Origin of the sequence: Clostridium sp. NSJ-145 (assembly GCF_021044725.1) — a bacterium.
In the GTDB taxonomy this organism is placed as follows: Bacteria; Bacillota; Clostridia; order Clostridiales; family Clostridiaceae; genus Clostridium; species Clostridium disporicum_B.
In genome coordinates, this window is the sequence record NZ_JAJNOS010000049.1 from 1 (window position 1) to 1,411 (window position 1,411).

Sequence of the window (1,411 nt, forward strand, 5' to 3'; positions counted from 1 at the left end):
CACCCCGAAGGGATCAACTCGCTCGACTTGCATGTGTTAGGCATGCCGCCAGCGTTCGTCCTGAGCCAGGATCAAACTCTCAATAAAAAGTTTAATCTGTTGCTCAAATTACTTTGAGTCTTTAATAATTTAAAAACTCTCAAAAGAATTGCTGGATTTATTTTAACTATATTCTGTTCAATTTTCAAAGACCATATTATGTATCGCTTCAAGCGACTTCTTTATCTTATCACTTTGTTTCTTAACTGTCAACACTTTTTTTCAAACTTTTTTTTGAAGTTTTTGTAGCTGTTGACCTCAGCGACGAGATTTATAATACCATCTATATCAATTATCTTGCAATGTATTTATATTAATTTATTAAAATTATTATTATTTTTCTCTATTTTTCTATTATTTTCTTTGTTTTTTAATTATTGATACACCTGGATGAGTGTCTACCGCTTTTATATTAAATCATCAATATTAATTAGATAATTTGCTAATAAAAATTCTATTTTATATCTAAACAATTAATACTAATTCTTGTTTGTTTCCAGTTTTCTTACTCTAGTTATCTATAATGCTAAATATAAACTCTATAAATTAATTTAAATAATTTTATTCAAATTAATATACTTTAAATACAGATCTTTTCTCCCATTTGGTTAGCAAAACTCTAATTTTAAATTTATATCACCAAATTCATACTATTCTTTACTTTCTATAAATCTATCTTCAAAATAATATATTTTTCTTTATTATTTTTTTAAGCTACTTCTTTAATATAATTATTTACTTTCTTATATGAAACATTAATTATTTTTACTTGTTATATGTCATTATTGATATTGTTAATTTTCTATTGTATATAATTTTATTTTATAATTAACATAATTAATATAAATGCAAAAAAGGTAGTAAGAATTTCTTTCTTACTACCTTAAGTATGGTGACCCCTAGGGGAATCGAACCCCTGTTACCACCGTGAAAGGGTGGTGTCTTGACCGCTTGACCAAGGGGCCTTAAGTCTATTATTTGAAAAATAAAAAGCTATGTATACCATAGCTTTTTATGGTGGAGGTAAAGGGAGTCGAACCCTTGACCCCTTGCGTGCAAGGCAAGTGCTCTCCCAACTGAGCTATACCCCCATACAACCTAGCAACGTCCTACTCTCCCACACGGTCTCCCGTGCAGTACCATTGGCGCTGTAGAGCTTAACTTTCCTGTTCGGAATGGGAAGGAGTGTTTCCTCTACGCCATCATCACTAGATATTCAGAGTGTTCTCTGAAAATTGCACATGAATTTTATATTTTTATTGGTCAAGCCCTCGACCTATTAGTATCAGTCAGCTAAATACGTTACCGCACTTACACCTCTGACCTATCAACCTTGTGTTCTTCAAGGGGTCTTACTAGCTTATGCTATGGG

Annotated in this window: 2 tRNA genes and 3 rRNA genes; all 5 read right to left on the reverse strand. The window is 31.3% G+C overall.

The window, feature by feature from the left end:
• Positions 1-87, reverse strand: a 16S ribosomal RNA gene (locus LQE93_RS16680); the annotation flags it as partial.
• 842 nt (positions 88-929) lie between these two features.
• Positions 930-1,004 (reverse strand) — tRNA-Glu (locus tag LQE93_RS16685).
• Between the two features lie 50 nt (positions 1,005-1,054).
• Positions 1,055-1,130 (reverse strand) — tRNA-Ala (locus LQE93_RS16690).
• 5 nt (positions 1,131-1,135) lie between these two features.
• Positions 1,136-1,252, reverse strand: a 5S ribosomal RNA gene (rrf, locus tag LQE93_RS16695).
• Between the two features lie 46 nt (positions 1,253-1,298).
• Positions 1,299-1,411: ribosomal RNA gene (locus tag LQE93_RS16700) — 23S ribosomal RNA — on the reverse strand; the annotation flags it as partial.